Here is a 24,386-nt window from a genome sequence, read left to right as displayed (position 1 = left end):
TCCGAAGAATGTGGGGAGGAAAACTGGCTATCGTGGTGAATAGATCTTAATCTCTCGAATAAAGACAATTGTCAAGATATGGGATTAGGTGTTTGACCACCTAATAATTAATTCGCTTTGTGCTGAGTGGTATGAATTGTGTGCTGAATGGTCAAAAATCCTTCCCCGAAACAAAAAAATCCCCGCATCCAGTAAACGGATGCGGGGAACAAACAGCTATCGTAAAAATAATTCTTACTCTTTTTCGGGACTCAACAGGGCCTCCAGTCGGGCCAGCCTGGCCTCCAGGGCTTCAATTTTTTCGGTCTGGGCGTCAATGGTTTCCTGCTGCTCCTGAATGGCCTTGATGGCCACCATGCTGAACCCGGCGTAGTTGACGCCGTAGAGTTCATCGGCCGCAGAATAAGCGACCAGTTCCGGAAACAATTCCTGGGCCTCCTGGGCCAGTAGCCCAATGGTCATCTCGGGCTTGTCGGCGGACTTATACCGGTAGGTTTTTATCCTCAGATTCCGCAGTTTGTCCATTACCGGAGCGATCCCCGCAACGGCCGTTTTCAGTGACTCGTCCGAAGACTGGGTGTAGGCTCCCGTATTGGCGTTAATAAAACCCCGCAGGCTGCCACCGTAGTGGAAGCGCAGCGAGAAGCCGTGGGTGATGTCCCAGTCCTGGTTGGCGGTGCCGTCGTCGAAGCGCAGGCCGGTACCTACCTGTTGCCCCCGCTGGTAGAGTTCCAGACGGGCAGATGGGCTGCCATAAATGCCCACTCTTCCGTCACCGGTAATTGTCATGAAGTCAGTACCTCCACTACTGGTGCCGTAGAACATGTTCAATCGTGCGCTTGCACCACTGGAAGCGGGAAGTCCGGCAACGTGCCAGAAGCTACTGGATACAGTATTCGCGAGCTCCAGGCGTGCGTAATCATTCCCAACCTCCTCCAGCTTCATGTGAGGTTTGCCAATATTCGTGTTGCCGAGGACATGGGCCCAAGCTTCCGGAGTGCCAATGTTGCCCACCTGGAATTCACCGGTCTGGCGGAAGGCAATGCGTGTGTTAAAGGTCGAGCTGTTGGCCACCTTGGACCGGAACAACAAATCTGCCCCGGAATTGGTCGTGGATACCCGCCAGCGGTTGCCATTGTTGGGGTAGCCAATGTGGAAGGCGCCGATATTCGATTGGAGGAGCATATTGCCCACCAGGTTAAAGTCCATTTCCGGACTGGTTGTGCCAATCCCCACATTTCCCGTATTCCGGTAAATGTTGGATCCGGCCGCCGTCCAGAGGCTGCTGCCCCCGATACCACTAAGGTTGACCGTACCACCACCGTTGCTGAGGGATAGGTTATTACCGCTCAGGGAAAGGCTTTGCAATTCGTTGGTGGGGTTGGCGTCGGCGTCCTCGGTACCGTCCCGCAGTGATGAAAGGTCTACGCTGTTTCCGTCCTCAATTTGGAGGGTAGTGCCGCTGAAGCTCAGCGTCTGGTCATCGGTGTCGACGGTCCCGGCGGGAAGCGTTATGGATCCGCCGCCGCCGCTCAGGCTCACCTGATTCCCGCTGAGGCTGATGGTCTGGATTTCGTTGTTGGGGTCGGCGTCAGCGTCTTCCGTACCGTCTTGCAGCGAAGAAAGGTCTACACTGTTGCCGTCCTCAATTTGCAGGGTGGTGCCGCTGAGACTCAACGTCTGATCGTCGGTGCCACCACCGCCCACCTGCAGCGTTACGGAGTTGCCGTCGGTGAGGGTGAGCGTCTGGGTGTTGGGGTCGTAAATCAGGTTCTGCAGCTCGTCCGTGGGGTTTCCGCCGCCGCCGTCTCCGCTTTCTTTTGCGTACAGGGCGTAGGGAACGGATAGCAGCTGACTGGCCCCCATGTTAACGTAGGCCGTGCCGCCGTCGGGGTCCATGTCCACTTTCAGGTAGTAGGGGTGAGCCCCCCAGTCAATGGTGGTAAAGTCTCCACTGAGCTGGACACCATTACCGATGTGGAGATCGAAGACGCCTAGATCGGAGGTGGTCACTTCGTGGCGTTCGCTGTAGTCGACGGTTCCCGCTGCGCCGTCGCGCAATAGACTGATCCGTACGGCGATGTTTTCCGCGGACATGGCGTTGTTGTCGGCATCGCGGGCAACGGCCTGAAATTTAAAGCCATTGGGGGCCTGGGCCAGCAGACTGCCCGCAGCCAGCATGGCCAGGAGGGTTAACAGGCAGAGGCGACGTTGAAATTGGTTTAGTAGCGGTTGCATGGGATGATGATTTATGGGTTTATGCGGATGGAGGGATAGTTGTTACTGACGGATCAGTCGAATACCGCCCAGGGGGCGTCCGCCACGGAAGATGGTGAGGAAGTAGGTGCCCGCCGGATGGGAACTCAGATCAATCTCGGCCCGGTTAGGGGGAAGGACCAGTTGTTGTACCGGGCGGCCGAACAGGTCCCGAATCACGGCACGGTCTTCGGGGTCCCAGCTGCCTTCCAGCACCACGGGGCCGAGGCTCGGGTTGGGGTAGACCCGCAGGCTCAAATCAATTTCGGGAGCCAGCCAGACGGCCGTAGACAGCAGGTCCTGGTAGCCCTGGTGAAATCCGCGCTCCAGCACGAATCCGTTGGTGGTGCGGTCCACGACGAGTTCCCCGACGGTGAAATGGAGGTTGCCCGTGTTGGCCACCGAGTAGTACGTGCCGGTGCTGCCAATTACGGTCTGGCTCAAGCTTTGACCGGAAAGTCCGGCCGTGTAAAAACCCAAAAGCAGCAACAGTAGGAGTAGCCAGTGAGCGGAGGCTCGTCGCTGGTCAGGGAGCCAGATGGCGTTTTTGGGCGCAGTTGCGCGGGTGCAGAGAAGTATCGCAGAGGCCATGGTGTTGGGATTTATGAATGAGGGATGATTATCGGATGAGGCTGATCTTGCCCCGTATTGGGCGCACGGAACCATCAGCGAAGTGAATGGAGGCAGCGTAGTAATAGCTCCCCGCAGGCAACTTGATTCCCTCCCGGGTGCCGTCCCATCGGAGGGCAAGATCTTCGGGAGGAAGGCTGGCCGCGGGTTGTTCGAACTGGACGCCACCCCAGCGATCAGCGATCTGAAGTCCGCTGACCGCCACGGCCCGGGGGCCGGTAAATAATTGCCAGCGATCGTTCTGATCGTCGCCGTTAGGGCTGAAGGCCGTCGGAGCGTAGACCCGCCGGTGGTCCTTCACCCGCAGATCAAAAGTGGCCGTGGCACTGCATCCCCCGGCGGCCGTGGCCGTAACCTCATACACCATGTTTTGTGGTGGGGCGGCTGCGGGGTCGGGGCAGTCGGTGCAGCTCAACCACTGCGGTGATGACCAGGTGTAGTGCATTACGGGAAAGCTGGCCGCGACGGCCAGCGAAACGGTGTCCCCCCGTTCAATTTCCTGCCGGGTGGCGGTCATGGGGGTGAGGGCGAGCGCAGGGGCGGGGGGAATGACGATTGTCGTATCCCTCCTGCATCCATCGTCATTCTCAACTACCACCCGGTAGTTGCCCGCCACCATATTGCGATTGCTCGCCGATTGCCCAAAGGTGTTTCCCCCGTCAAAGGAAAAGAGCATCGGCCCCTCCTGCTGGAGGTTGATCGTTGCGGCACCCGCACCGCCGGGACAACCGGGCGGTGTAATGTCCACGGCACTGATGTTAAGGTCACTCCGCCCAACGTCTACGGTGAGCACCCGTTCACAGCCGGTCAGGTCGGTGAGGGTCAAACCGTAGGTGCCCGCTTCGGCAACCTCAATGCTCCGGCTCGTTTCGCCGGTCGTCCACCGGTAGGCGACGTACTGCCCGGGAGCCGAAAGCCGGGTGCTTTCTCCGGCACAGATCAGGGTGTTCCCCCGAATGTTGAAGTTTTCCGCGCCGGCAATGCTGATGTCGTAGATCAGAAGGCTGTCACAACCCTGATCGCTGGTCAGGTTATAGATCAGGCTGGTATCTGCGGCGAGGCTGAGCCCCCGGAATTGTTCTCCCGGACATAACTCCAGAAAGAAGCGCTCCTCGTGGGCTTCCAGCAGGTCAATGAAGGTGTCCACGATGCTGTCGCAACCACCCGCAGTAGACAAGACCGTCTGGTGGAGCCCTCCCGTGGTCAGGCGGTCCGTCCCCACCCTGAGGGTGTCTCCCCGGCAGAGTTGAACCCCCTGGGAATAGGAAGGTATCCGTACGGTAAGCAGGGTAGCCGTGGTGGATTGTCGGCAGCCGGGGTCCCGCAGACAGGCGGTCGCTGGGGCATAGTGCATCCGGTAGCGGATGCCACTGTGGGGGCTACTGATGGTCAGCGTCGGGGCATTGTCCCCGGTGGACTGCCAGCTTACGCCCCCGTCAAAGGACCGTTCCCAGGCGTACTGGTAAGCTACACCATCCGTCAGCGGACTGGAAAGTGTAAAGCTGCCCCGCCGGCAAACCACCGTTTCCGGCGCAAAATCCTGAGCGGACATTTGCGCGGCCAAACAACCGCAAATCAGGCAGATAAGCCAACGCATGGGAAGATGCTTTGACCGTTTATGCCGAAAAAACGGACAAGCGTTACGCCAAGCCAGGTTTTTCCTTCCCTTACGGATTTACTTTGCCGAAAGGTTTATCGCACGGCACCTGCGTCTACGCCAAAAGGTCGTGACCCTCGCGCTCGGCCGATACTCCGTTGCCGTGCCCTACAATCATCGATCCCGACGAGTATCGCAAAACTCAGGACGTCGCCGGTTGGATGAAGTATTGATCTAGCGTTCGTCCCGCGCCATCCTCCCACCTCCTTGCTACCTTTGCGTCATGCAAAGTACTCCCATCCACACGGTCATTTTTGATCTGGGCAACGTCCTCATCGGTTGGAATCCCCGCCTGCTGTACAACAAGGTTTTTGATGATCCGGAGCGGTCGGACTGGTTCGTCAACAACATCGTCACCCTGGACTGGAACGAAGAGCAGGACCGGGGGCGACCGGTGGCCGAGGCCACCGAATTGCTCGTCCGGCAGTACCCCGAATGGGAACGGGAAATTCGCATCTATTACGATCGCTGGACCGAACACTTCAGCGGGCCCATCCCCGGAAACGTGGAGCTGCTCAAACGCCTGCACGCCGCCGGGAATTATCGTCTGCTCGGACTCACGAACTGGAGTGCGGAACTGTTTCCCTGGGCGCGGGAGAACTTCGATTTTCTGGAACTCTTCGAGGACATCATGGTGTCGGGGGAAGTCAAAATGAAAAAACCGGACCCGGAAATCTACGAACACCTACGCCTTACGTATTCCCTCGGCGACTTCTCCGGTTGTATCTTCATCGACGACAGCGAACGAAACGTACTGGCCGCTCGCGCCGCCGGGCTGGACGCCATCCGGATGAAAACCCCCGAGCAAACCCGGGAGAAGTTGCGGGGCCGGGGACTTCCGGTGTAGACTTTTCCTGCGCCGATGCGGTGGCTAAAAGCGCGCCGAAAATCCTGACGGCCCTGCAACGTTTTCGCGTATTGAGGCGACTTTATCGTTAAACTACCGAGTTCATGAGACTGACTTCTACCGTTACCCTACTGGTACTTCTGTCGAGCCTGTCGTCGACCCCGCTGTGGAGCAATAACGGCAAGGTGGCCTTTGCCTTCCCCATAAAAAACATCACGGTTGACGGTCGTATGGATGACTGGCCTGCCGGCCTGAAAAAGTATGCCATCAACGGCTACCGCTACGGTGCGCGGGCGGACCACCCGGATGACGCCAATGCCTTCTTTATGGCGGGCCATAACCTGGCCGAGAATGCTATTTACGTGTTCGTGTCGGTCCGGGATGACGATTACGTACGCACCCCCGACGATGACCACTACGCCTCCCATGACCTCCAGGTGCTCTACCTGGACGTCAAGCATGATCCGGCTGGATCGGGGGTGCTGGCCTACGAGCTGACGGAGGATCACCGCAAGATCGTGCACCAGGAAGACATGCCCTGGTACCCCGAGCTGGCCCGGGCAAACTGGGATAACGTTACGGTGAAAATTCTCCGGGAAGGGGGGACGACCAACTACGAATGGAAAATCGTTCTGCCGGATACCCTGGAGGTGCCGCGAGCGCTGGGTTTCGACTACGTTATTTTCGACAAGGACGAAAGCCAGAATTCGGTATCGCTGGAGTGGGGCCCGGGCGGAGAGAAATTCAGCAACAATGACCGGCTGGGCGACCTCGTGCTGGTCCGCGAGGGTACCCTGCTGAGTGAGGTTACCGGGAGGATCGAGAAGGTGGGTATGGCGAAGGAGGGGATGCCCGAACGGGTAGAACTCACCCACCGGGGTAAGCATCCGTTCCGCCTCACGGCCCGCACGGATTCTCTGGGCAATTACGCCCTCACCGTCCCCGTCATGAGTTACGAGGTGTCCATCCGTCCGCAGTACCACTGGAACAATTGGTTTGATCTGGATCGAATGGTTGGCGGAAACCCCGTGAACATCCGGGTGCGGGACGTGGAGAAAAACGTAGCGACCCCGCTGATGGTCGCCGTAGAGCCGCAGCCCGCCCCTCCAGAGAAGGGGGTGCTTCACGAGAAGTTTACCAAGGGCACCGCCCAGCGCGTAGACGAGTACATCCGGACCTACATGGACTACTACAACATCCCCGGGGTGTCAGTGGGCCTGATTCAGGATGGCAAACTCGTCTACCACCGAACCTACGGGGTGGAAAACGCCATGACCGGGAAGCCGGTGCGCATGGAGTCGGTTTTTGAGGCCGCTTCCATCACCAAGTCGGTGTTTGCCTACGTAATGAACCGCCTGACGCAGCGGGGCGATTTTGATCTGGACCGTCCGCTCCACGAGCAGTTTCCGTTTCCGGAGCTGGAAAAATATCCGGAATACAAGAAGATGACCGCGCGCCACGTCCTCACCCACGTTTCGGGCCTTCCGAACTGGGGTGCGAAGTTGCTCCACCCGCCGGGAACCCAGTTTGGGTACAGCGGTGAGGGCTTTGAGTACCTGAAGAAGGTGGTTGCCGGAGGGGTGGGCCCACACCTGCCGGATTCCATCCAGCGCCTGCTGGATCAGGAGCTGTTGGAGCCCCTTGGCATGACCAATACCTACTTCAAAGACGATCCGCAGCTCCGGGAACGTGGGGTGTCCGGGCATTATGACGGACGGCCCACCCGCCAATCTTACGATGCGTGGCCGGGCATGGCCTTCAGTATGCACACCAACGCGCAGGACTTTGCCCCCTTTGCCCTCGCCCTGCTGGAAAGGAAAGGGCTGACCGAAGCCCAGGCCGAGGCGATGTTTACCATGCAGACGCTGGAGAAGGAAGAAAACTTCCTCAACGGTTATCCGACCGGATTTGGCCTGGGGATCGCGCTGCGGGAGTCGCCCTACGGTATGGTGTTCGGCCACGGCGGAAACAACGGAGATTTCCGTTGCCAGTTTGAGGTGTACGATGACCTGAAAATGGGGTACATCATCTTCACCAATTCCAGCACCGGCGGCCCGCTGGTTTTTGATTTCCACAAGTTTGCCGTGGAGGGCAGCGGGGGAGACGGGGAGTAGCGCAATGGCCCTTCCCGGGCGTGGAGCGGGGAGGCTTGGCGTCCGGGCCATCGGTGTCTTAAACGAAACATAATCCTGCGGACCTAATCCGATGTGCTCAGGTTGCTTATCTTTGCGTGAATTTGACCACCCCCGCCCCATAATTATGAGTCAACAACGCGCAATCCTGCTCCTGGCAGACGGAACCGTTTACGAAGGCAAGGCCGCCGGTAAGATCGGCACGACCACCGGTGAGATTTGCTTCAATACCGGCATGACGGGATACCAGGAAATCTTCACCGATCCTTCCTATTACGGCCAGCTCCTGGTTACCACCAACGCCCACATCGGGAACTACGGGACGGCGGACAAGGACACCGAATCCGATAGCGTGAAGATTGCCGGACTGATCTGTAAGAACTTTACGGTGCCCTACAGCCGGCACCAGGCGGAGGCCTCCATTCAGGATTACTTTGAGGAGGAGGGTGTTGTGGGCATCAGCGACGTGGACACCCGCGCCATCGTGCGCCACATCCGCAACAAGGGTGCCATGAACGCCATCATCTCCAGCGAAAACTTTGACCTGGACGATCTGAAGAAGCAGCTGGCGGCCGCCCCCGACATGGACGGTCTGGAGTTGAGTAGCTACGTGACCACCAAGGAGGCTTACACCATGGGCGAGGAAAATGCTCCCCACCGGGTGGCGGTCCTGGACCTGGGCACCAAGCGCAACATCCTGCGCAATTTCCTGCAGCGCGACTGCTACGTAAAGGTATTTCCGGCCAAGAGCAGCATGGAGGAAATTATGGCCTTCCAGCCCGACGGACTCTTCATCAGCAACGGTCCCGGGGACCCCGGCGCGATGGACTACGCCGTGAAAACCGCCCAGGCGATGCTGGAGGAAGACAAGCCGATGTTCGGCATTTGTCTTGGTCACCAGATTCTGGCCCGCGCGGTGGGCATCCCCACCTACAAGATGCACCACGGTCACCGCGGCATCAACCACCCCGTGAAGAACCTGATCACGGGCAAGAGTGAGATCACGAGCCAGAACCACGGCTTCGGCGTGAGTCCTGAGGCCATCGAGCAGAACCTGGACGTGGTGGAGGTGACCCACCGGAACCTCAACGACGACACCATCGAGGGCATCCGCATCAAGGGCAAAGACGCCTTCAGTGTGCAGTATCACCCCGAGGCCAGCCCGGGACCCCACGATGCGGCCTACCTGTTTGACCAGTTCGTGGACGCCATCCGCGCAAGAAAGAAATAATCAGGGCGATCACCGCAGGTGCCACGCTCCTTACCGAGTAGCCCTGCACCTGCGCTCCGTCGCCCAATTCCCACCCCCTGACCGAAGCCCATCTACTAACGTGAAAACTATTGCATTATGAGTTCTATCCTTGACATCCGTGCCCGCCAGATTCTGGACAGCCGGGGCAATCCCACCGTTGAAGTTGAAGTGGTGACCGGTGAAGGCGCGCTGGGCCGGGCGGCCGTTCCCTCCGGTGCGAGTACCGGTAAGTACGAAGCCGTGGAACTGCGGGACAACGACAAGGACACCTACCTCGGCAAGGGCGTGACCCAGGCCGTGGCCAACGTGGAAGAAAAGATCGCCGAAGAACTCCTCGGCGTGGACGTAACCGACCAGCGCTACATCGACGAGACGATGATCGCCATGGACGGCACGCCCAACAAGGGTAAGCTGGGCGCCAACGCCATCCTGGGCGTGAGCCTGGCCTGCGCCAAGGCCGCAGCCATCGAGCAGAATATGTCTCTCTACCGCTACGTCGGTGGGGTGAACGCCCACACCATGCCCGTGCCGATGATGAACATCCTCAACGGCGGTAGCCACGCGGACAACAGCATCGACTTCCAGGAATTCATGATCCTTCCCCTGGGGGCAGACACCTTCAGTGAAGCCCTGCAGATGGGCGTGGAAACTTTCCACCACCTGAAGAAGGTACTGAAGAGCAAGGGCTACAGCACCAACGTGGGCGACGAAGGAGGCTTTGCGCCCAACATCAAGAGCAACGACGAGGCCATCGAGATTGTGCTGAAGTCCATCGAGTCGGCCGGCTACAAGCCCGGTGAGCAGATCATGATCGCCATGGACGCGGCGGCCTCCGAATTCTACAACGCCGAGGAAGGCGTCTACCACTTCCACAAATCCGACGGCCGCAAGATCGAAAGCGCCGCCATGGTGGATTACTGGAAGGGCTGGGTGGACAAGTACCCCATCTTCAGCATCGAGGACGGACTGGACGAGGACGACTGGGCCGGCTGGGCCGCCCTGAACCAGAGCATCGGCGACCGGTGCCAGCTGGTGGGCGACGATCTGTTCGTGACCAACACCGAGCGCCTCTCTCGCGGTATCAACGAGGGCAGCGCCAACAGCATCCTCATCAAGGTGAACCAGATCGGCTCCCTGACGGAGACCATTGAGGCGGTGACCATGGCCCACCGCGCGGGCTACACCAGCGTGATGAGCCACCGTTCCGGAGAAACCGAAGACGTGACCATCGCCGACCTGGCCGTGGCCCTGAACACCGGACAGATCAAGACCGGTTCCGCCAGCCGCTCCGACCGGATCGCCAAGTACAACCAGCTGCTTCGCATCGAGGAAGAGCTTGGTTCTACGGCTTACTTCCCCGGAAAAGACCTGCTGCGGAAGATTGGTCGGTAATCATTCAACCCTGGAGCGTAGTCTCCGTTCCCTTAAAAACCATTAACTTCCGGGCAAATTGCCCTACGCTATGGCCGCCAAAAAATCACAGGACCCGTTGCTGAAGCTTTGGAATAAGATTCCGCCCTACCTGCGGAATCGCTATTTCCTCACGCTCGTGGCCTTCACGTTCCTGATGGTTTTCATTGACCGCCACGACGTAGCTACGCAGTACCGATTGCACAATACCGTCCAGCGGCTCGAGACCGAGCTGGAAAGTTTTGACGAGCGCATTGACGCCGCCGAAGCCGAAAAGCTGGACATGGAGGTCAATCGGGAGCGATTTGCCCGAGAGAGTTATTTCATGCAGAAAGACGATGAGGATGTGTTCATCCTCGTCGATGAGTAGGCCCCTAACACATTCTAACCTCTCAACATCAAATGGCAGTTTTAGTCCACAAGGATTCCAACATTATCGTACAGGGCATCACGGGTAAGGAAGGCAGCTTCCACGCCGAGCAGATGCTCGAATATGGCACTAACCTGGTGGGTGGCGTTACTCCCGGAAAGGGAGGACAAGTTCACCTCGGGAAGCCCGTTTTCAATACCGTCGCCGAAGCCGTGCAGGAAGCCGGTGCGGACGTATCCGTGATCTTCGTTCCCCCGGCTTTTGCCGGTGATGCGATCATGGAGGCCGCCACGGCGGGCATCAAGGTGATCATCTGTATCACCGAAGGTATTCCCGTTCAGGATATGGTGAAGGTGCGTTCCTACATCAAAGATTATGATTGCCGTTTGGTGGGCCCCAACTGCCCCGGTGTCATCACTCCGGGTGAAGCCAAGTGTGGCATCATGCCCGGCTTCATCCACAATCCCGGCCGCATCGGCATCGTGTCCCGCTCCGGTACGCTGACCTACGAAGCCGTAGACCAGGTAACCAAAGCCGGCATGGGGCAGAGCACCTGTATCGGTATTGGCGGTGACCCCATCATTGGCACGACGACCAAGGACGCCGTGGAACTGCTGATGAATGACCCCGACACCGACGGTATCATCATGATCGGTGAGATCGGCGGTACGATGGAGGCCGAGGCCGCGCACTACGTCAAAGAGCACGGCACCAAGCCCGTAGTTGGCTTCATCGCCGGACAGACGGCCCCCAAGGGCCGCACCATGGGCCACGCGGGTGCCATCGTGGGTGGTCACGAAGACACCGCCGAAGCCAAGATGAAGATCATGGCCGAATGTGGCATTCACGTAGTGAAGAGCCCCGCCGATATCGGCACGACGATGGTGAAAGCCCTGAAGGGATAAGCCAGCAACGATTGAGTAAGAGGAACGCCCTCCGCCGGTTTGGTGGAGGGCGTTTTTGATTGGAGGCTATGGCTCAGGGGTTGACTTTCCCGCCTGCGGCCTGGAAGGCCGTTCCTTCCTGCGGAGCAAGGTCTGCGGTCCGTTCGCAGAACGGTTAGGGCCTTGCGACACCAGGAGAAATGGGAGTTGGCAAAAGAGGCTACGATAAAGGCAACCTAGCTTTTGTGGGGCAATCAGGAGGAAAACTAGTTATAGAAGTTTGACTTTCCCAGTTTAGATAATAACTCCCCGCCCTCGGCCTGGAAGGCCGTTCCTTCCTGCGGAGCAAGGTCTGCGGTCCGTTCGCAGAACGGTTAGGGCCTTGCGACCCAAGCCCGTTAGCATTCTCTTTTCCCCCGCGTAGGATCACTACGGCACCGGCCAAGTACCGGGTGCTCGTCCGCTATTTACCGGACATCAACTGAAATCCCCCGGTAGATTGATGCTACCTTTTCACCGTCATCTCGTCCTTCCCAAAGACCATCACACCACCCAATATGTTCCGACTCCCCTCTTCCTTCTACAGTCTTGCTGCTGAACTATCTCCGACTCCCTTTTTCTTAGCCACTGCCTTAGCGTTTCTATTCCTCAGCTGTTCTACGGAGCCTCCACCCCGCCCGCCCGCTCCTCGCCCCTCCACCCTGCAGCCCAACGTGACGATTCTCGAAAATCCGCTGCCGATGCCCGGCCTGGACCGGGATCGGCAAATCCGCATCTACCTTCCACCGGACTACGTGGAGTCTGATGACCGCTACCCCGTACTGTACATGCACGACGGACAGAACCTTTTCGACGATTCCACGTCCTTCGTCGGAGAATGGGGCGTGGACGAGATGCTGAACGAAATGGCTGAAGAAAGCGACTTCCGGCTCATCGTTGTGGGCGTTGACAACGGGCAGGAACTCCGGATGCGGGAGTTGAGCCCCTGGGTAAACGAAGACTACGGTCCCGCCGAGGGAGAGGCCTACCTGGAGTTCATCGTCCGCACGGTCAAGCCCCTGGTGGACGCCACCTATCGCACCCAGACGGGGCCGGCCTACACGGCAATCATGGGCAGCTCGATGGGCGGACTCATCTCCCACTACGGCGTGTACGCCTACCCGGAGGTCTTCGGGAGGGCGGGTATTTTCTCCCCGTCCTACTGGTACTCGGATAGTGTGTTCACCTTCACGCGAGACTTCCCGGTGCCCGACAGCACCCGGCTGTACCTCACTGTGGGCCGGGGGGAAGGAGAGATGGTAGATTACGCCGAACGCATGGAACAAACCATCCGGAAAACCGGCCATCCGGACGATAACCTCGTCCTGACGGTCGATCCCCAGGGGGAGCACAACGAAGCCTTCTGGAACCGGCAGTTCATGCCCGCCGTACGTTGGCTTTTTGAATTGGAGTAAGGAAGTCAGGCCGGATGTTCTCCCCCCTGCATCCGGTTATCTGCCGCGATAAATCACCGACAGCTGTCCGGTAGTGTAGGCCCAGTCGTTCAGCCCGGCCTGCAGGCCGGCGGCCAGGTTCAGCCGCCCACCGAAGCGGCTTTCTACCCGCAACCGGTAAACGATGGGTTTATCCCGGTTGTCCAGATACCCCAGGTAGCCACCGATCTGCTGGCGTAGCATCACCCGGGTGAACCCCAGGTCCACCCCGCCGCCAAAAAGAAAGCAGTCGTTTTGCCGCTGGTCGTTACCCCGGTTGCTGACCTGGAAGACCAGGAAGCCGGCCATAAGGTACGGGCGCACGGAGCGAATCCAACCCCCTTGCGGCCGATAGGTCTTACCGGCCGAAAGGTCGAAATGGTATCCGGGGGAATCCGTAAAGCGTGCGCCCCCGAGATTGGTGCCCGAGGCCGTGCGTAAATGCACGCCGAGCAGCACTCCCGGGCGCTGCTTTTGTTCCTCCACCAGTTGCACCAGGGTGGCCAGGTAGACGTCGCCGACGGCGGTGCCCCGTCCGTCAAAATCCCGGGACCTACGCTCGTCTCGCGTCGCCGTGGTCATTTGGTACCGCTCCAGAGGAACGAACCGGAGGTCAAAACCTACGCGCTCGGAAAAAAGGGGGGTGAAGAGTCGGGTGAACAGGTTGTCCGTGTCGTCACCCGGGCTGCGATGACCGGCAATTCCCAGTTCTGCCACGAAGGTGCTGTCCATTTGCCCCGTAAAAATTTCCGGTACGGGCAGGGCATTGGGGCCCATAAAGCCGGGAGAAATGATGATGTATTCCCGCCAGTCGGTCGCTCCGTCCCAGTTATTCGCCTCGTTCCACCATCCGAAATCGTCCTGGGCGTGGCCGACGACGGAAAGTAAAAACGGGATGAAGCAGTAAAGGAAGCGCACGGAAAATTTTTCGCAAAATACGGCATCTCCACGCGGATGTGACCCGGTTAAAAAAGGCCCGTCTAAAAGAACATCGATGCCATTGACGGACTTCCATCAGTGGCATCGCACGTTGGGAGAACGTTAGCCAATCCCCGAAACGGGATTAACCCCGGACCGTCATCCTGGTGCACAACACCGGAAAGCTGACCCCGGAAAGGCCCCCGGGCCAATTGCAGGAGCCTTTTCCCATGAGCACCTGAAATTATTGTCGGCCACGCAGCACTCCGCTGCGTGGCCGCTTTTGTTTGTGGCGGCGGACTAAGCTGCTGGCGAAACGCAGGTGCCGTGCTTTTGGGTACCGCCAGCCAGGAGTATTGGCGCAAACCCCTCGTGATCGGTCGAATGGGGCCCTGGAACGCTTTTGTACGGATTTGTATCGGACTTGAACGGGACGTTTCCGGGGGCAGGAGCACTTTTGGGGGTAACAAAAACCAAATGATTCATGTACCAATATCTCCTTTCCTTCCTGATGTTCATGGTGGTAAGTGTAGGCCTTTCGGCTCAAACCTACCGGGCACCCCTGCGCAGCGACGCCTGGTCCGCCGAGGGTAATGCACCGGCCTTCGTCCAGCACCTGGGCACTACCGCCATGCACCTGGGCGGCGCGGATCCCTCCGCCACCGGCGGCAATATGGTCAGCCTGAAAGACTATACTTTCCGCAACGGAACCATTGAATACGACATCGCCTTTGAGGAAACTACCCGCTTCACCAGTATCCACTTTCGGCGGGCGGACGCCAAAAATTCCGAACACTTTTACCTCCGGGCATTCTGGGCCGGACACCCCCGGATCAATACGGCCATCCAGTATTCGGCCATCCTGAACGGTGTCAACATCTGGGATTTGAGCGATGGCTACCAATCCGCTGCTCCCCTCCGCAAGACGGGTTGGAACCACGTGAAGTTGGTCGTTAAGGACCAGCAGCTCCTCGCCTACGTCAACGATATGGAATCCCCGGCACTCTACGTGCCCGAAATGGACGGTGACTGGAGTGAAGGTGCCATTGCCTTTGACGGTAACGCCTACGTGGCCAATCTGGAAATCCGGCCCGGTGATGCCGGAACTTTAGTGGGCAGCAAGGGGATGGACCCCACCCACAACGACGCCCGCTACTTGCGCAGCTGGGAGGTCACTACCCCCCAATCGCTTCCCACGGGCACCGAACTGACCACCGAGGACTTACCCACTTCCGCTACGACCTTCAGCCCCATTCAGGCCGAGCACCACGGAATCGTTAATCTCAGCCGCCGCTTCGGGCCTACGCCCCGCGGAGAACGCCGCGTCGTCTGGCTGCGAAAAACCATCACCTCGGACCGGGATCAACTTCGGCAGTTGGACTTTGGCTTCAGCGACGAGGTCTACGTATTCGTCAACCAGCAGCCCCTTTACGTGGACAAGAATCTCTACAACTCCCCGATGATGAAGGCTCCCCGCGGGCGCGCCTCCATTGAAAATGTTCGCATTCCCCTGCCCCTGCAGAAAGGAGAAAACGAAATTCTGGTCGGGCTGACTAACTTCTTTTTTGGATGGGGGTTGGTCGCCCGGCTGGATGATACGGAGGGCCTCGATTATTAGGGGGCCTGCGACAGGGTCAGACAAGAAAAGGAAGGAATAATGCAAAAAAGTTAGACTTTTCTAACTTTGGGGTGTTGAACTGTTGATATCAGCAATATTCTCTCCCTTTCTTGTCTGACCTATGCGCTGGATTATTATCGTCATTTGCCTGCTTGGAATCCTGCCGGTAACCGCCCAGGAGGAGGACCGTCCTTTAGTGGTCGCCTCGGCGTCCATTTTCCGGGACATGGTTGAAGTGGTGTCCGGAGGACTGGTGGAAGTACAGTCCGTGGTGCCCATCGGGGGAGATCCGCACATCTACGAGCCGACCCCCGCCGACGTCCGTCTGGTCGCCCGCGCTGATCTCGTGTTGGTCAACGGACTCACCTTCGAAGGCTGGATGAACGAACTGATCGCCAACAGCGGTACGCGGGCCAGAACGATCACCATCACCGAAGGCATCGGCACCATCGAAAGTGAAGAGTACGCCAATTCCAGCGATCCCCACGCCTGGATGACCGCAAAAAACGGCCAGCTGTACGTAGAAAATATCCGCCGGGCCCTGGTGGATCTCGACCCCTACAACAAGGATGTGTACGACTTCAACGCTCAGTTGTATCAGCAGCAGTTGGAGGACCTGGACAAAGAAATTTTCCGGAAAATATCCTCCCTCCCCGAATCCCGCCGGGTGCTCATCACCAGTCATGATGCCTTTCGGTATTATGGCCGGTACTACGGCGTTCGCGTAGAGGCGGCGTTGGGTACGAGTACGGACGCCGAAGTCCAGACCGAAGACGTAAACCGGCTAACGAAGATCATTCAGGAATCCGGGGTGCCGGCCATTTTTGTGGAAAGCACCATCAACCCCAAACTGATCCGCCAACTGGCGACGGACAACGACGTCATCATCGGCGGTAATCTGTACGCCGACTCTCTGGCCGATCCCGACCATCCCGCCGGCACCTACCTGGGGATGCTGCGGTACAATACCCAAAGCCTGGTGGCCGCCCTGCGGGGCGGCACCGAAGATGTTGGCATCGGCCTGGGCCCCGATCTCCGGCAAAAGACCATCCTTCTGAGCGTGATTCTCTCCGTAATGCTCGGCGCTTTTTTCTTCATGGTTAATCGCCTCAATCGCGGCGTTGCCTGAAGCAACTCCATTAAATATCTCGCCCATGTCTACCGTAATTTCCGTCCAGGACCTTTCCGTTTCCTACGACCGTAAGCGGGTGCTCAGTAACGTTTTTCTGGAAATCGAACGGGGGCATCGCTACGGCATCCTGGGCCCCAACGGCTCCGGTAAATCTACCTTGCTCAAGGCCATGCTTGGCCTCATCGATGACTACTCCGGCCAGGTCCTGATCTCGGGGCAATCCATCGAGCGGGTCCGGCGACAGGTGGTGTACGTGCCCCAACGCAGTGAAATCGACTTCACCTTCCCCGCGACGGTGAAGGACGTTGTCCTGATGGGACGCTACCCCCACAAGAAGGTTTTTCAGCGCCTCAACGCCGAAGACCGGCGGATTGCCAATGAAGCGATGGAAGAACTCGACATTCTGGAGCTGCAGGACCGGCAGATCGGGGAGCTGTCCGGCGGCCAGCAACAACGAACCTTCCTGGCCCGCGCACTGGCGCAACGGGCGGACATTCTGATGCTGGACGAGCCCTTCGTTGGGGTGGACATCCCCACCGAAGAAAAAATCATTGCGGTCCTACGCAGCCTCTCCGAATCGGGAAAAACCCTGCTGGTGGTGCACCACGATCTGCAAGCGGTTCCGGAATACTTTGATCACGTAATCCTGCTCAATCAACGGCTCATCGCGGCGGGGCCCACGGAGGAAATCTTCAAGCCGGAAAACCTGCGGCAGGCCTTCGGTGGGCAGTTGGCCCTCCTGCAACAGGCGGGCCTGATGGGGCACTAGCCTACTCCGTTCCTCGGGCTACCGAAATCGGCTGCGGGGCCACCTTCCCCAAAACCAGATCCGCCCCCTTTTCGGCGATCATGTACACCGGAGCGTTGGTGTTCCCGGAAACGATCGTCGGCATGATCGACGCGTCAATGACGCGCAACCCACCCAGTCCGTGGACGCGCAGCTGATCGTCCACCACGGCTCCTTCGTCGCTCCCCATTTTGCAGGTGCCTACGGGGTGGTAGACCGTTTCCACCTGTCGGCGAATGTGCTCTAATATACCCTCGTCACTCTGCTGGTCGGGAGGACTGATGATACGCTTCCGGTAGGCGCCGAAGGCGTCGGCCCGCAAGACCTCAATGGCCTTGCGGGTCGCTTCGACCAGGACGCGCCGGTCGGCCTCTTCCGCCAGAAAGTTGGGCGCGATTTTTGGCGGGCGGTACGGGTCCGCGTCGTGTAAGCCCACCGTGCCGCGGCTCCGGGGACGCAGCAGGGTAGGCAGGATGCTGAATCCATCTTCGTCTTTGGGAAAGGTGCTGATGTCGTGAAAATCCGTTCCGTAGCCCTCGCCGAGGTGAGAGGAGGAAAAATGAAATTGATAGTCGACCCGGTCGGGGCTCATACTGGAGGAGCCAAAGGCTACTGCCTCCAGCGGACCAATATTAAATACGCCCTTGTTCCGTAAGAAATAGTCCAGCAGGCCGATGGCCTGATTCAGGGGGCGGGCGGCGGTGTTGTGTCCACCCCGCTGATTCGCAATGGCCCCCACGGGCACGAACAGGTGGTCCTGCAGGTTACGCCCGACGCCGGGCAAATGATGCCTGCTTTCGATGCCGTGGGTCCGCAGCTGTTCCCGGTCTCCGATGCCGGACAGCTGAAGTAACTGGGGGGAGGCAAATCCCCCGGCGGCGAGAATCACTTCTTTGGCGGCCAATATGCTTTCGGGCTGACGGCCAGACCGGGCGGCCAGTACCCCGATGGCCCGATCGTGCTCCAGCAGCACGCGGTGGACGTGCACTCCCGTACGGACGTCGAGGTTTTTTCGCCCCCGAATGGGTTTGACGAAAGCGGTGTAGCCACTGTCGCGCCTCCCGTCCTTGATGGTGAATTGAAAAAGCCCGACCCCCTCCTGCCGGGCGCCGTTGTAATCTTCGTTGGCGGTAAACCCACGCTCCATGCAACTATCGATGAAGGCCTGGGAGAATTTCGTCCGGAACCGCTTGGGAAATTCTACGTGCAGAGGTCCCTCCTGCCCGTGAAATTCGTTGGTGAGGTCCGCGTTGTTTTCGGAGCGGATGAAGTAGGGGAGAATGGCTTCGTAGTTCCAGCCCCTGTTTCCCATGCCGGCCCAGTCGTCGTAGTCGGCGTGGTTACCCCGGACGTAGGCCATGGCGTTAGTGGAGCTGCAACCCCCGAGCACCTTGCCGCGGGGCAGGAATATCCGGCGGCCTCCGAGCTGTTCCTGGGGTTCCGACCAGAAGGCCCAGTCAAATTTGCTCCGGTGGAGTTTGATGTATCCCGCGGGCACCCGGATGTTGAGGTGGTTTGGTGCTCCACCGGCTTCCAGCAAGAGGACCCGATTGGCGGGGTCTTCGGAGAGCCTGCGGGCCAGCACGCAGCCGGCACTGCCGGCACCCACGATGATGTAGTCATAGGCCGCTGGCATTAGCCCGCAATCATGTGTCCGCCGTCGGCCGTGAACACACCACCGGTGCAGTAGGCGCTGGCGTCGGAGGCCAGGAACAGGGCCAGGCCGGCCATCTCGTCGGGTTGGGCCATCCGGCCGGCGGGCAGGTGGGCTTCTACTTGCTTGAGGATGGCTTCATTTTGCCACAGGGCCGCACTGAATTTCGTTTGAATCAGTCCGGGGCAAATGGCGTTTGCCCGGATGTTGTCCACCCCCCATTCTTTGGCCTGGCTCTGGGTGAGCATGATCAGGGCCGACTTACTGACGCTGTACATACCCAAACCCGGCGAGGGCTTCATCCCCTCAACGGAAGCGATGTTAATCACCGAGCCCCCGCCCCGTTGCTCCATAATGGGCTTACAGCGGTTGGCCAGAACCATGGGGGCTTTGACGTTCACGTTCATGATTTTATCAAAGGCACCCGGATCGGCTTCGGCCAGGGGGCCGAAAGTGGGGTTCGTGGCGGCGTTATTCACCAGGATATCCACGCCACCGTACTTGGCCAGGGTGGCGTCCACCAGCTGGTCCAGTTGTTCGGGATCACCCACGTGGCAGGCAATACCGGTGGCTTCCAGTCCGTCAGCCCGGAAGGCCGCGGCTACGGCATCTACGGCTTCCTGCTTGCGGCTGCTGACGACTACGCTGGCGCCAAATTCGGCCAGGCCCCGGGCGATGCTCTCCCCGATCCCCTTGGAGGCTCCGGTTACGATGGCCACTTTTCCCGACAGGTCAAACTGTCCCTTAATTCTGTGCATGACGACTTGTTTTACGACCGTGCGGAGTGCAAATCAGTCGCGACGCCAATTTTAGCGAATTTTCGCTAATTCTTCCTCCTTTCCATTTGAATATTTTGGCGATCACCGCAGGTGCAAACCTTCGCCGAAGGAGCAAGCCAGGTAAAAACGTATTTTCTTGGCTCCCTAAGTACGTTCCTGACGTCCTGATTGGGTAGGTGGATTTGGTTTCACTGCATCCCGGCAGAGCACGAGGATTCCAATACATTGCATCCCGGCAGAGCGCGAGGATTCCATTACATTACACCTGCGGTGATCGCCAAAAGCAGCTGATATCTTCGTGCTTCTCTTCCCGATTCCGAAAAAAATTGGTGAATCCTGGCCGTCCGCGTAAATATGTAGAAGTACGACATCATCTCCGCAGTCGGCGGCCTCCTCGCCCCAATTTCTTGCGTAAACTGACGATCATCTGGCAACCATATCGGGTGAAAGTCATTTCAAATGACGATTTTTGCCCCCCCGAGACCCGGATGCCATGAGTGATACCAACTTTTATTCCCTTCCCATCGTCAAAATGCGCCCCGAAACGGACCAGGCGGTTACGGTTTTTTTCCGTCCCCCAGCCGAGCACGCCGCGACTTTTGCGTACGCAGCCGGTCAGTACCTGACGCTCAAATTTGTCGTTAACGGTAAGGAGGAACGCCGCGCTTACAGTATGTGCTCGGCTCCCCACGACGGAGAACTCGCCGTGACGGTGAAGCGCGTAAAGGGAGGCATCGTAAGTAACCACATCCCCGACTTCCTGGAGGAGGGAGATACGGTAGAAGTCATGCCCCCGGCGGGGCGCTTCCTGCTGAAGCCGGAGGCCGCCGCCCGCAGGGACGTGTACCTTTTTGGTGCGGGTAGCGGGATTACGCCCCTGATGTCTATCCTCCGGACGGTGCTGGAAGAGGAACCCAAATCTCACGTGTACCTGCTCTACGGCAACCGGGACGAAGACAACATCATTTTCGAAGGCCAACTCCGGGAGTTGGAGGCCAAGTACGCCGGACAACTCACCGTAGAACACACCCTCTCCCGACCCAAGAAGTACGGTCCGGGCGGACTGAAGGGCCTGTTCAAAAAGGCCAAGCCGAAGTGGCAGGGTCGGATCGGTCGGGTCGACATCCCTGCGGTACAGGATTTCATGAACCGTAATCCCAGCCAGTCCGACAACCAGATCTACTTCATTTGCGGACCCGGCCAAATGATCGACAATACCGAACAGGCATTGCTGGGGCTGGGCGTAGACCTCGCGGCTATTCACACAGAACGCTTCGTGTCCGCCAACGACGTGAAAAAAGCAAAACCGAGTGGAGGAGCTGTGGATCACGCTACGGTTGGCGTCAAGCTGAGTGGAAAAGATCTTACGGTAACCCTGAAGCCAGGGCAGTCAATTCTCGACGGTCTGCTGGAGAACGGTGCCACGCCTCCCTACAGTTGTCTGGCCGGGGCCTGCAGTACCTGCATGGCCAAGGTGGAGAAGGGTGGTGTCCGGATGGAAGCCTGCTACGCACTTGACGAAGACGAGGTCGCGGAGGGATATATACTGACCTGCCAAAGTCACCCCACCACCCCCGAGGTGAGCATCGATTTTGATGTTTAATCTTTCCGTAAGGTTTTGAAAACAACCCTAAACGGGCTGGATTTGTATTTTTAGGGAGTGGTTTATTGACCAAAAGGCAATCTTGACGTCCAATAAGCGACTAAGTTGATCTACATGCTACGTCATTCCCTACACATCATCCTACCGTTTATTTTGATTTTTGCGAGCATCTCTGTGGTGCAGGCACAGTCGGTAGTGAGTGCACCGGAGGTGCGGGCCAAGGACCCCGTGCTGAGTCCGGAGGGAAATACTTTGTTCTTTACCCGACTGGACCACGAGAGCAATAAGGGAAGCGACGATGCCGCCGATATCTGGATTCGGGAAAGAGACGCCAACGGAGAGTGGCAGCGCGCCCTGAACCCCGGGTCTCCCATCAACACCTTTGCCCACGATCGGGCGCTCGGGATTAGCCCGGACGGCCAGCGACTGGCCGTCTTGCGTACGGGAGTAAGTGACCACCTGGAAATACTGGAAGCGACGGGACGAAACTGGAGAATCATCAACAGTTGGCCCCTGCCGGCGGACGTTGCTCCACGTTACGACCTCACCTTTAACCCGAACAGCCTGGAGCTGGTGTACAGCACCTACGGTCCGAACGGCAGTCTGGATTTGATGAAGCGTACGGCCCTCCGCAACGGTAAATGGACGAAGGCCGTTTCCCTAGATCGACTTAACGGACCGGACAACGAAATGAATCCCTCCTACGCCGCCGACGGCCGAACGCTGTATTTCCGCCGGGATAACGACATCTGGTGGCGGCAGGACAATCCGGGAGAAGCACCCTTTCAGACGATCATCTCCCGCCGGATTCGGCAATTTGCGACCACCCCGGCCATGGGCACTACGGTAATTGCCACCAGTTCTTCGCCCGGTGTGGGTGAAGTCCTTATCGAAACCGAACTGGAAGCGGGAGACCTGCCCCTTTACAGTACCGTCCACCGGGGTTTCCTGGTGCATGGCCTTCCCGAAGGACAATTGACGGCTACGGTCGAGATCAACGGAGTGCACCGTTTGGCGGTCCGACCGGACGTGCTTAAGCGCTACGCCATCTTTCTTCGCCCGGGGGAACTGCTCAACCCCGATGCGGAATACACTAACCTGCCCGTAACGGGTGAGCCCGAAGGGGGATTGGCCTCGACCAACGCCACCATTCGGGAAACTTCCGCGGACCGAAAGGCCTTGGAAACGGGGATCGCCAACCGGGAAGCGGAATTGCGGCGGATGGAAGAAGAGCGTCGTCTGTACCAGGAATACCTCAAAAACAATACGGATGCCCTGATGGCACCGGATTATTTGTCCGCCCGGGATACCCTCCCTCCGCGGCAAACGGCAAAAGGCACGACCACCAATTCTACCCGGGCTCGTTACGTGGAGGAGCTGAACGAATTGGAGCGCATGAAGGCCAAATTCAGAAAACAGCAGGAGGAAAAGCTTCGGGGCACTACCCGCCAGAATAACTACAACTGGTCACAGCCGGAAGTCACCAACCCGAAGAACGCTACGCAACCTAATACCTACGCTCGGCCCGACTTGGCTACGGCCTACGGGAACCGCCAGCCACAGGAAGAACTTACGCCCTATCAGCGGGAACAACTGCGCCAGGATAGTCTGCGAATGGAGGCCAATATCCAGTCCGGACTGTATCCCGATCAGTCTCCGAAAGTGTACGAACGGGAACCCTGGGAAAATCAGCTTTCCCAGTCGCTGCCCCGTCGCGAACCGATCTCGGCCTCGGAAGCGGCCCGACTGGACCGCGAATATGAGCGGAAGCTGGCCGAGCTGGAAGCCTTGAAAACACAGCTCCGGAATCTGGAAAATCGGAGTACTACCCCCGCACCTCAATCGGACTACTACGCTCCCCGGGAGGACTACCGCCAGCAGGAGTGGACGGCCAAACAGGCACCCGCTCCGGCAACCTACGACCATAGGACTACGCAGCCCTACCCCGAAGATTACCGCACGAATCGTTCGGTACCTTCCCCGGCAAACACCACTACGGCAAAGAGCCCGTACTACGCAAATCCGGAGCCCGCGCCGGCCACCTACAATCGTGCCGCCGTGGCGGCACCATCAACGGCGGCGGGAATCCCGGCGGGTATTTCCTTCATCCCAAACACGGCCTATCCGAACGCCGCGGGCTACGATGGGCTGGACCAGCTGGTCAATTACCTCCGTTCCGGAAGTCAGCGGGGACCGCTGGAGGTACGAGTGCACGTGGCGGTCGAACTGGACCGACGGGTGGCCCAGTTGCTCAGTGAAGAGCGGGCCGTGACCATTCGGGATTACCTGACCGAACAGGGCGTTGCCGCCACTGCCTTTCGGGTAGTTGGCTACGGTAACCACCTGACGGGGAACGGTGGGGAGCGGGTAGAACTTATCCGCCAGTAGACATTCCTCTACACGCATGAATTACCCGCAAAACGAAGGGGTAAGAACGCCTAGAGCTCGATGATCTTGCCGGAGTCGGCAACCTGAAAGCGTCTTGCGGTACTGTTGCTGGCCCGGTAATCGTAGTCTTCGCCATTGCCCTGGCCGCTTACCTGATAGATCATGAGGGCATCGGTAACTACGGCATTGGTTTGGGTGAGCTCCGTTCCGTCAAAACTGGTGCCGGCAATCACCAAGCGGTCAATCAACTCCTCGGTTTTGGGGTCGAAGGTGACCAGGGTGTAGTGATACTGCGCTAAATCCGCCCGCCAGTAAATGACCCCCACGAAGTTGTCAGATTCCGGGAGTTGCGCACAGGCAACAAATTCGGTTAATTCCGTCACCTGACCGGGTTCGATGGGAAGAATGAACTGCTCGATCAGCCGGGGAGAGAGTGGGGGTGTCTCCCGACTGATGGTCCGCACCGTTTCTTCGGTGAGGTTGAGCGGTAATTCCAATTCGGGGAATTGCTCGAGGAAAAAGGAAAATCGGATGAGGGGCTTATCGGACATAGGAATGCAGAATAAGTGCGTTGGTACGCGTGCGCTAGCATAAAAA

General features: G+C 58.6%; 19 protein-coding genes. 12 read left to right on the top strand and 7 right to left on the bottom strand.

All coding sequences use genetic code 11. The annotated features are described in order from the left end of the window. Positions 1-234: 234 nt before the first annotated feature. From E1J53_RS15905 to E1J53_RS15895, 3 genes are read right to left on the bottom strand one after another with little or no spacing between them, the layout of a single operon-like run. Positions 235-2,238 (bottom strand): tail fiber domain-containing protein, encoded by a 2,004-nt coding sequence (locus tag E1J53_RS15905; protein ID WP_134273359.1) that lies wholly within the window; start codon positions 2,236-2,238, stop codon positions 235-237. Between the two features lie 42 nt (positions 2,239-2,280). Next, positions 2,281-2,847, bottom strand: coding sequence for a T9SS type A sorting domain-containing protein (locus E1J53_RS15900; RefSeq protein WP_173021519.1), 567 nt, complete (start codon positions 2,845-2,847; stop codon positions 2,281-2,283). A 28-nt stretch (positions 2,848-2,875) separates the two neighbouring features. Next, positions 2,876-4,483, bottom strand: a complete 1,608-nt coding sequence (locus E1J53_RS15895; protein WP_134273357.1) for a T9SS type B sorting domain-containing protein — start codon at positions 4,481-4,483, stop codon at positions 2,876-2,878. Between the two features lie 283 nt (positions 4,484-4,766). Here E1J53_RS15895 and E1J53_RS15890 point away from each other — a divergent pair, with 283 nt between their 5' ends. The 7 genes from E1J53_RS15890 to E1J53_RS15860 all read left to right on the top strand — a co-directional run bounded on the left by E1J53_RS15890 (position 4,767) and on the right by E1J53_RS15860 (position 12,892). Then, a complete protein-coding gene (locus tag E1J53_RS15890; protein WP_134273356.1) occupies positions 4,767-5,390 on the top strand; it encodes an HAD family phosphatase in 624 nt (207 codons plus the stop codon). 104 nt (positions 5,391-5,494) lie between these two features. Beyond that, positions 5,495-7,504 (top strand): serine hydrolase, encoded by a 2,010-nt coding sequence (locus E1J53_RS15885; RefSeq protein ID WP_134273355.1) that lies wholly within the window; start codon positions 5,495-5,497, stop codon positions 7,502-7,504. A gap of 145 nt (positions 7,505-7,649) precedes the next feature. Beyond that, positions 7,650-8,753 (top strand): glutamine-hydrolyzing carbamoyl-phosphate synthase small subunit, encoded by a 1,104-nt coding sequence (gene carA / locus E1J53_RS15880; protein WP_134273354.1) that lies wholly within the window; start codon positions 7,650-7,652, stop codon positions 8,751-8,753. A 117-nt stretch (positions 8,754-8,870) separates the two neighbouring features. Beyond that, complete coding sequence (gene eno, locus E1J53_RS15875) at positions 8,871-10,166, top strand: phosphopyruvate hydratase (protein ID WP_134273353.1); 1,296 nt, start codon at positions 8,871-8,873, stop codon at positions 10,164-10,166. Positions 10,167-10,224: 58 nt separating this feature from the next. After that, positions 10,225-10,554 carry a septum formation initiator family protein gene (locus E1J53_RS15870; protein ID WP_253931880.1) on the top strand — a complete coding sequence of 110 codons (330 nt, stop codon included), beginning with the start codon at positions 10,225-10,227 and terminating at the stop codon, positions 10,552-10,554. 32 nt (positions 10,555-10,586) lie between these two features. After that, the gene (gene sucD, locus E1J53_RS15865; protein WP_134273352.1) at positions 10,587-11,459 is read left to right on the top strand and encodes a succinate--CoA ligase subunit alpha; all 873 of its coding nucleotides are present in this window, start codon (positions 10,587-10,589) and stop codon (positions 11,457-11,459) included. A gap of 536 nt (positions 11,460-11,995) precedes the next feature. Continuing rightward, positions 11,996-12,892 carry an alpha/beta hydrolase gene (locus E1J53_RS15860; RefSeq protein WP_134273351.1) on the top strand — a complete coding sequence of 299 codons (897 nt, stop codon included), beginning with the start codon at positions 11,996-11,998 and terminating at the stop codon, positions 12,890-12,892. Between the two features lie 36 nt (positions 12,893-12,928). Here the strand turns inward: E1J53_RS15860 and E1J53_RS15855 are convergent, their stop codons facing one another. Continuing rightward, a complete protein-coding gene (locus tag E1J53_RS15855) occupies positions 12,929-13,828 on the bottom strand; it encodes a hypothetical protein (RefSeq protein WP_134273350.1) in 900 nt (299 codons plus the stop codon). 484 nt (positions 13,829-14,312) lie between these two features. On the opposite strand from E1J53_RS15855, the gene E1J53_RS15850 reads away from it, so the two are divergent. From E1J53_RS15850 to E1J53_RS15840, 3 genes are all read left to right on the top strand, one after another. Further along, on the top strand, positions 14,313-15,446 hold the full coding sequence (locus E1J53_RS15850) for a hypothetical protein (RefSeq protein WP_134273349.1): 1,134 nt from the start codon (positions 14,313-14,315) through the stop codon (positions 15,444-15,446). Positions 15,447-15,567: 121 nt separating this feature from the next. Further along, a complete protein-coding gene (locus E1J53_RS15845) occupies positions 15,568-16,575 on the top strand; it encodes a metal ABC transporter solute-binding protein, Zn/Mn family (protein ID WP_134273348.1) in 1,008 nt (335 codons plus the stop codon). Positions 16,576-16,600: 25 nt separating this feature from the next. Further along, positions 16,601-17,347: a metal ABC transporter ATP-binding protein gene (locus E1J53_RS15840; RefSeq protein WP_134273347.1), complete on the top strand. Its 747-nt coding sequence runs from the start codon at positions 16,601-16,603 to the stop codon at positions 17,345-17,347. Between the two features lies 1 nt (position 17,348). On the opposite strand, the gene E1J53_RS15835 is transcribed toward E1J53_RS15840, so the two are convergent. Both E1J53_RS15835 and E1J53_RS15830 read right to left on the bottom strand, forming a co-directional pair. Continuing rightward, on the bottom strand, positions 17,349-19,001 hold the full coding sequence (locus E1J53_RS15835; protein ID WP_134273346.1) for a GMC family oxidoreductase: 1,653 nt from the start codon (positions 18,999-19,001) through the stop codon (positions 17,349-17,351). Then, positions 19,001-19,777, bottom strand: coding sequence for a glucose 1-dehydrogenase (locus tag E1J53_RS15830; protein WP_134273345.1), 777 nt, complete (start codon positions 19,775-19,777; stop codon positions 19,001-19,003). Before E1J53_RS15830 ends, E1J53_RS15835 begins: the two co-directional genes overlap by 1 nt. Positions 19,778-20,291: 514 nt before the next feature. Here E1J53_RS15830 and E1J53_RS15825 point away from each other — a divergent pair. Both E1J53_RS15825 and E1J53_RS15820 read left to right on the top strand, forming a co-directional pair. Further along, complete coding sequence (locus E1J53_RS15825) at positions 20,292-21,401, top strand: ferredoxin--NADP reductase (protein WP_134273344.1); 1,110 nt, start codon at positions 20,292-20,294, stop codon at positions 21,399-21,401. Between the two features lie 114 nt (positions 21,402-21,515). Next, on the top strand, positions 21,516-23,789 hold the full coding sequence (locus E1J53_RS15820; RefSeq protein WP_134273343.1) for an OmpA family protein: 2,274 nt from the start codon (positions 21,516-21,518) through the stop codon (positions 23,787-23,789). A gap of 50 nt (positions 23,790-23,839) precedes the next feature. Here the strand turns inward: E1J53_RS15820 and E1J53_RS15815 are convergent, their stop codons facing one another. Further along, entirely contained in the window at positions 23,840-24,340 is a 501-nt protein-coding gene (locus tag E1J53_RS15815) for a hypothetical protein (protein WP_134273342.1), read from the bottom strand. Between the last annotated feature and the right edge of the window lie 46 nt (positions 24,341-24,386).

This window comes from Lewinella sp. W8 (assembly GCF_004375085.3).
Classification (GTDB): Bacteria; Bacteroidota; Bacteroidia; order Chitinophagales; family Saprospiraceae; genus Neolewinella.
This window is presented reverse-complemented; position numbering and strand designations above follow the sequence as displayed.

Coding starts and splice junctions, on each gene's coding strand:
- E1J53_RS15820 (WP_134273343.1), top strand. CDS start 21,516: ATGCTACGTCATTCCCTACACATCATCCTACCGTTTATTTTGATTTTT.
- E1J53_RS15815 (WP_134273342.1), bottom strand. CDS start 24,340: ATGTCCGATAAGCCCCTCATCCGATTTTCCTTTTTCCTCGAGCAATTC.
- carA (WP_134273354.1), top strand. CDS start 7,650: ATGAGTCAACAACGCGCAATCCTGCTCCTGGCAGACGGAACCGTTTAC.
- E1J53_RS15900 (WP_173021519.1), bottom strand. CDS start 2,847: ATGGCCTCTGCGATACTTCTCTGCACCCGCGCAACTGCGCCCAAAAAC.
- eno (WP_134273353.1), top strand. CDS start 8,871: ATGAGTTCTATCCTTGACATCCGTGCCCGCCAGATTCTGGACAGCCGG.
- E1J53_RS15845 (WP_134273348.1), top strand. CDS start 15,568: ATGCGCTGGATTATTATCGTCATTTGCCTGCTTGGAATCCTGCCGGTA.
- E1J53_RS15885 (WP_134273355.1), top strand. CDS start 5,495: ATGAGACTGACTTCTACCGTTACCCTACTGGTACTTCTGTCGAGCCTG.
- E1J53_RS15860 (WP_134273351.1), top strand. CDS start 11,996: ATGTTCCGACTCCCCTCTTCCTTCTACAGTCTTGCTGCTGAACTATCT.
- E1J53_RS15890 (WP_134273356.1), top strand. CDS start 4,767: ATGCAAAGTACTCCCATCCACACGGTCATTTTTGATCTGGGCAACGTC.
- E1J53_RS15840 (WP_134273347.1), top strand. CDS start 16,601: ATGTCTACCGTAATTTCCGTCCAGGACCTTTCCGTTTCCTACGACCGT.
- sucD (WP_134273352.1), top strand. CDS start 10,587: ATGGCAGTTTTAGTCCACAAGGATTCCAACATTATCGTACAGGGCATC.
- E1J53_RS15850 (WP_134273349.1), top strand. CDS start 14,313: ATGTACCAATATCTCCTTTCCTTCCTGATGTTCATGGTGGTAAGTGTA.
- E1J53_RS15830 (WP_134273345.1), bottom strand. CDS start 19,777: ATGCACAGAATTAAGGGACAGTTTGACCTGTCGGGAAAAGTGGCCATC.
- E1J53_RS15905 (WP_134273359.1), bottom strand. CDS start 2,238: ATGCAACCGCTACTAAACCAATTTCAACGTCGCCTCTGCCTGTTAACC.
- E1J53_RS15835 (WP_134273346.1), bottom strand. CDS start 19,001: ATGCCAGCGGCCTATGACTACATCATCGTGGGTGCCGGCAGTGCCGGC.
- E1J53_RS15825 (WP_134273344.1), top strand. CDS start 20,292: ATGAGTGATACCAACTTTTATTCCCTTCCCATCGTCAAAATGCGCCCC.
- E1J53_RS15895 (WP_134273357.1), bottom strand. CDS start 4,483: ATGCGTTGGCTTATCTGCCTGATTTGCGGTTGTTTGGCCGCGCAAATG.